This window comes from Oscillibacter sp. KLE 1728, assembly GCF_934833455.1.
GTDB lineage: Bacteria > Bacillota > Clostridia > Oscillospirales > Oscillospiraceae > Oscillibacter > Oscillibacter welbionis.
This window is the reverse complement of the sequence record NZ_CAKVVF010000112.1, coordinates 1-5381: the sequence shown is the minus strand read 5'-3', so window position 1 is coordinate 5381 and position 5381 is coordinate 1. Positions and strand designations below refer to the sequence as shown.

The following is a 5381-nucleotide window of genomic DNA, read 5'->3' as shown; positions in this document are numbered from 1 at the left end:
CAAAGGTCAGGATGCCCTTCTCCTTCCCTGCCTCGTCCACCAGTGTGCTCTTCGTGTACATGATATTGCCGACCACACGGCCGTCCAGCTCCAGCACCAGGTCCAACTCCGGCAGAAAATCCGGGTGGGGCCGGATGGCGTGGGCCAGGTAGTGCTCCGTGCATCCTGGCGTGTAGAGGTTGTAAAACGCCTGCCGGATGATGTCCTCCACCTGCTGGTAATCGCTCACCCGCTCCGGGCGGATCGTGATGTTCTTCTCCATATCGGTTCCTCCCTGCATGAATTGGCGCCCTGCGGGCGCAGTCTGCACAGCTTGTCCTGCTCTCTATTATATGTCTCTTTCGGCTGCACGCAATGGTGGGCAGTGATTTTTTTCGTCCGGAGTGAAAGCTGGCGCGAAAAAGCGCCTCCCGCAAAAGCGGGAGGCGCCGAATCGAAAACTCACAGGAGGTTCATCAGGTTGAAGCTCAGGATCAGGCCGGAGAACACGATGGACACCGTGGAGCACAGCTTGATGAGGATATTCAGGGACGGGCCGGAGGTGTCCTTGAAGGGGTCGCCCACCGTATCGCCCACGACGGCGGCCTTGTGGCACTCGGAGCCCTTGCCGCCGTGGTGGCCGCCCTCAATATACTTCTTGGCGTTGTCCCAGGCACCGCCGGCGTTGGACATGAACACCGCCATGGCAAAGCCGGTGACGGACACGCCGCCCAGCAGGCCCACCACGCCGGTGGGGCCCAGCACCAGGCCGGTAGCCAGAGGCACGATGATGGCCAGCAGGGCCGGCACCACCATCTCATGCAGGGCGCCCTTGGTGCACAGGGACACGCAGGAGGCGTAGTCCGGGTCTGCCTTGTACTCCATGATGCCCGCGATCTCCTTGAACTGGCGGCGGACCTCCACCACGATGGACTGGGCCGCCTTCTGCACCGCGCTCATGGTGAAGGCGGAGAAGACGAAGGTCAGCATGGCGCCGATGAACATGCCCACCAGCACCGTGGGGCTGGTCAGGGTGAAGTTCAGCATCTCCTCCGTGTTCTCCTGGACGATGTTCACGTAGCTGACCAGCAGGGCCAGGGCCGTCAGGGAGGCGGAGCCGATGGCGAAGCCCTTGCCGGTGGCGGCGGTGGTGTTGCCCAGAGAGTCCAGGGCGTCGGTCCGCTCCCGGACGCTCTCCGGCAGGCCGCTCATCTCCGCAATGCCGCCGGCGTTATCTGCCACGGGGCCGTAGGCGTCCGTAGCCAGGGTGATGCCCAGGGTGGACAGCATACCCACGCCGGCGATGCCGATGCCGTACAGGCCCTGGTTGAAGGCCGCAGTAAAGGCGCCGGCCTTATCCACGATCTCCATGCTGCCGCCGGCGGCGAAGTAGCTGACCAGCACCGCAGCCGCCACGATCAGGATGGAGGTCAGAGTGGACTTCAGACCCAGGGAGATGCCGCCGATGATGATGGTGGCGGAGCCGGTCTCGGAGGCGGCCGCCAGCTCCTGAGTGGGCTTATAGGTATCAGAGGTGTAATACTCGGTGAAGTAGCCGATGGCGCAGCCGCCGATCAGACCGCAGAGGATGGCCACATAAACGCCCATGTGCCCATCCAGAATGAAATAGGTCAGGGGCGCCGCCAGGATGGCGGAGAGAACAGCGGCGGTGTAAGTGCCGGTCCGCAGGCTCTTCAGCAGGGACTGCTGGGTGGCGTTCTCCTTAGTCTTCACCAGGAAGGAGCCGATGATGGAGCAGATGATGCCGCACACGGCCAGGGCCACGGGCAGCAGCAGGCCGCCCCAGCCGTAGCCGCCCACAGCGCCCAAGGCGAAGGTTGCCAGGATAGAGCCCACATAGCTCTCATACAGGTCCGCGCCCATGCCGGCCACATCGCCCACGTTGTCGCCCACATTGTCGGCGATGGTGGCGGGGTTCCGGGGATCGTCCTCGGGGATTCCGGCCTCAACTTTGCCCACCAGGTCGGCGCCCACGTCGGCGGCCTTGGTGTAGATGCCGCCGCCCACACGGGCGAACAGAGCCATGAAGGAGGCGCCCATGCCGTTCATCACCATGATATTGCCCAGGGACACCGGATCATTGATGCCGAAGGCATAGCGCAGCAGGAAAAACCAGATCGTGATGTCCAGCATGCCCAGGCCCACCACGGTGAAGCCCATGACGGAACCGGAGGAGAACGCCACCCGCAGGCCCTTGTTCAGGCTCTCGGAGGCCGCCTGGGCCGTCCGGGCATTGGAGTTTGTGGCGATCTTCATGCCGATGAAGCCCGCCAGCATGGACCAGATGCCGCCGGTGAGGAACGCGAAGGGAGTGAACTGCGAGAGCATCTTCCCGCCGGAACCGAAAGCAATAATCAGCAGGAGGATGAACACCACCAGAAACACCTTGAACACTGTGGTGTACTGGTGCTTCAGATAGGCGTTTGCGCCCTCACGGATGGAGGCGGCGATCTTCCGCATCTTCTCGTTCCCCTCCGAGAAGGACATCACGCGGCTGCGCTGCAGCCACGCGAAGAGCAGTGCGATAGCCGCCCCGACAAATCCGATCCAGAAAAGGTCTTCCATGTTTCTCCGCTCCTTTGCAGTTGTATTTGTATACGGTACGTATATTTTAACATAGCACGGAAATTTTTCAAGAAAATATTAGGTAATTTTGCGTGCAGACAGCTACGTTTTCGCGTTTTCCACAAAGTTCCTGTTTTTTGGCTCCCACTTTTCATTCATTTGGGCAGATTGCCTCTTTACAGGACGCCTGACCTGAAATCCAGCGGATTTTTTTGTGAAAAATGCCCTCAAACCGCAGTCTGAGGGCCGTATACAGCAATATGGTTCTGATTTTGAGCTGCAACCCATCCAGCTCTGCTCAATAGATCAAGTGGAAATCGGTGAAGACCCAGCGGTCTTCCAGAAATTCATAGGGGAATGCATAGGACTCCACCCCTGTCACGGTAGAGCCGCCGTCTGCCAGCAGATCCACCTCTACTATGACAGAGTATCCCGCCTGGCCGTACGGCTTGATCTGGATGTCCGCCTGACCCTTGGACTCGTCCCGCTCCCGGCTGGTAGGCAGAACATACAGGGCCCCGTCCACATCCTGATACAGGGGATGGGCTCCGCCGGAGGCCAGCAGCGCATCCACCAGCTCCTCTGAAAACAGGCCCCGCAGATAGGCCCGCAGGTCTGCCAGATTTTCCATGCCCGGGTACTCCACCGGATAGTAAAGCCAGCCGTCTATGGTCTGCGTCTTCTCTCCGCAGGGCAGCGTCTCCAGGCTGAACCAGCCGTACGCCTCCTCCGCCCGGAAATAGGCCGCCTGGATCTCCTCGTCCGTCAGGGGACGGGCCTGACCCTCCAGCCTGACGGCGGACAGACCGCCCTCCGCATCCGGTGCAGAGGCCTCCGCAAAAACGGAAGGCGCTTCTCCCGCCGCCCCCTCGTCCGCGGCGGGCCCGCCGCACCCGGCCAGCGCCCACAGCGCCAGTGCCAGAAACAGCACGCTCCACCTCTTCATAGCTTCCTCTCTCCTTCTCCCAAACGGGCCGCCGGCACCGCGGGGCCCACAGCCGCAAGGCTCTCCTCTCTGGTATCAGCGTATCACAGTTTTCAGAAAAATGCCATTCATTTTTTTACTTTTTTCCGTTTTTTCGACAGTTTTTTTGAAAAAGCCGCAAAAATGCCGCCCGGAACATTCCAGGCGGCAGAGGAGATCGGTCTCCCCGGGGAACTGCATATCGTCAGCGGAGCGAAACACATCCGCGGAAACTGTCAAGCGCCGGGCCGAAAAAAGAAAAATCCACGCCTCCGGCGTGGCTCTCCATCGGATTCCGTTCTCACCGCTCGCTGTGCTTCCAGCCGGCGTCCGTAAAGATCAGGTCGTCCACATCGTCGAGATCCCGCCAATTCCAATTCATCATACTGCTCCCTCCTTTCTCTCTGAGGATTACAGAATTCAGTATAGCAGGGTGGGCAGCCGTCTGCAAGGGCAGGAATATACAGTTTACATAAAATTTTTGCAAAGTTTTTGTGCAGGATTCTTCTCCCAGTAGGCCGAAACCATACGGAAGCCACCCGCCATTTCCGTCTTCTTTGTGTATTTTTCCACTCGTCATGTCCATACTATTTATGGTATAATAGCCGCGAAGCGGCTATTATACTGGCCGGGCATCTGCTCCGCGCCTGCGGAGGCGCCTTTTTGCAGCGCCCGCGCTTCCTACATTCGGATTTGCTTTTTCCACGTCTCGGACGTGCTGCGTTCCGCGGCGGAGGAGGCCGCGTTCACCATGCCCAAGCATCCCAAGCGCCGCACCCGGCGGAACCTGGCCGTGCTGGCCCTGTCCGCCCTGTGCCTGACCGGATTTCTCTACTGGGACAACACCGCTCTGCAGGTGACCCGGTTTGACCCTGTCTTTTCCGATCTGCCCGCCGGTTTTGATGGCTGCCGGATCGTGGTCCTCAGCGACCTCCACGGCGCCTCGTTCGGTGCGCACAACGCGGACCTGCTGGCGGCTGTGGCCGCGGAGCAGCCGGAGTACATCTTTTTTCTGGGGGATCTGGAGGACAAGTACCGGGGGCCGGAGGACGGCTACCCGGCGGAGACCGCCCGGGGACTTTCTGCCATTGCCCCCACCTACTACGTCACCGGCAACCACGAGTGGGCCGTGGGCGGAGTGCCGGCGCTGAAGGAAATCCTCACCGCCAACGGCGTCACGGTGTTGTCCAACCAATTCGTGCCCCTGGAGCGGAACGGGGACACCATTGTCCTGGCGGGCATCGACGATCCCAACGGCTACGCCGACCAGAAGACGCCGGAGGAGCTGGCCGCCGAGGTCTACGCCGCCTGCGGCGACCCCTTCTGGATCCTGTTGGCCCACCGGAACAACCGGTTTGCGCGCCAGTACAGCCTGCTGGGGGCGGATCTGGTGTGCTCCGGCCATGCCCACGGCGGCATCGTCCGCCTGCCCGGGACGGACGGGCTGTTCTCCCATGACCTGGACCTGTTTCCCTCCTATACCGCCGGGCTGTATGAAGAAAACGGCTCCGTGCTGTTCGTCACCCGGGGCCTGGGGAATTCCGGGCCCTCCTTCCGGGTGTTCAACCGCCCGGAAATCGCTGTGCTGACGCTGCGCCGGGCGGAGGGCTAGTTCCGGCGGCAGGCTTCCGAGAGCCGCAGGCCCAGGGCAAGGCCCTGGCAAAAGCAGAACAGCCCATAGCCCCGGACCGGGTCCTCCCGCAGATACTCCGGCCACTGGCCTGAGTCCGGAGCCGGGCCCCAGGCGAGGAAGAGTTCTTCCATGGTATCAGGTATTTCCTGCATGATAAATCCCCTTCCAAAAATACAGTTATATGTGCTATCATTGGAATAGTACATAGTTATCTGTGTG

5 protein-coding genes are annotated in these 5381 nt (G+C 61.0%); 1 reads left to right on the top strand and 4 read right to left on the bottom strand.

Going from position 1 to position 5381, the window contains the following annotated elements:
• From QVE23_RS10240 to QVE23_RS10230, 3 genes are all read right to left on the bottom strand, one after another.
• Window positions 1–262, bottom strand: a 262-nt coding sequence (locus QVE23_RS10240) for a GNAT family N-acetyltransferase (protein ID WP_502919093.1), incomplete at its 3' end; no start/stop codon positions are given.
• A gap of 179 nt (window positions 263–441) precedes the next feature.
• Entirely contained in the window at window positions 442–2565 is a 2124-nt protein-coding gene (locus tag QVE23_RS10235) for a sodium-translocating pyrophosphatase (RefSeq protein ID WP_256264526.1), read from the bottom strand.
• Window positions 2566–2863: 298 nt separating this feature from the next.
• Complete coding sequence (locus tag QVE23_RS10230; RefSeq protein ID WP_021751727.1) at window positions 2864–3511, bottom strand: hypothetical protein; 648 nt, start codon at window positions 3509–3511, stop codon at window positions 2864–2866.
• 769 nt (window positions 3512–4280) lie between these two features.
• On the opposite strand from QVE23_RS10230, the gene QVE23_RS10225 reads away from it, so the two are divergent.
• On the top strand, window positions 4281–5141 hold the full coding sequence (locus QVE23_RS10225) for a metallophosphoesterase (RefSeq protein ID WP_051319946.1): 861 nt from the start codon (window positions 4281–4283) through the stop codon (window positions 5139–5141).
• Here the strand turns inward: QVE23_RS10225 and QVE23_RS10220 are convergent.
• The gene (locus QVE23_RS10220; protein ID WP_287968145.1) at window positions 5138–5293 is read right to left on the bottom strand and encodes a hypothetical protein; all 156 of its coding nucleotides are present in this window, start codon (window positions 5291–5293) and stop codon (window positions 5138–5140) included. The two genes, QVE23_RS10225 and QVE23_RS10220, sit on opposite strands and share 4 nt — an antisense overlap.
• Window positions 5294–5381: the final 88 nt, after the last annotated feature.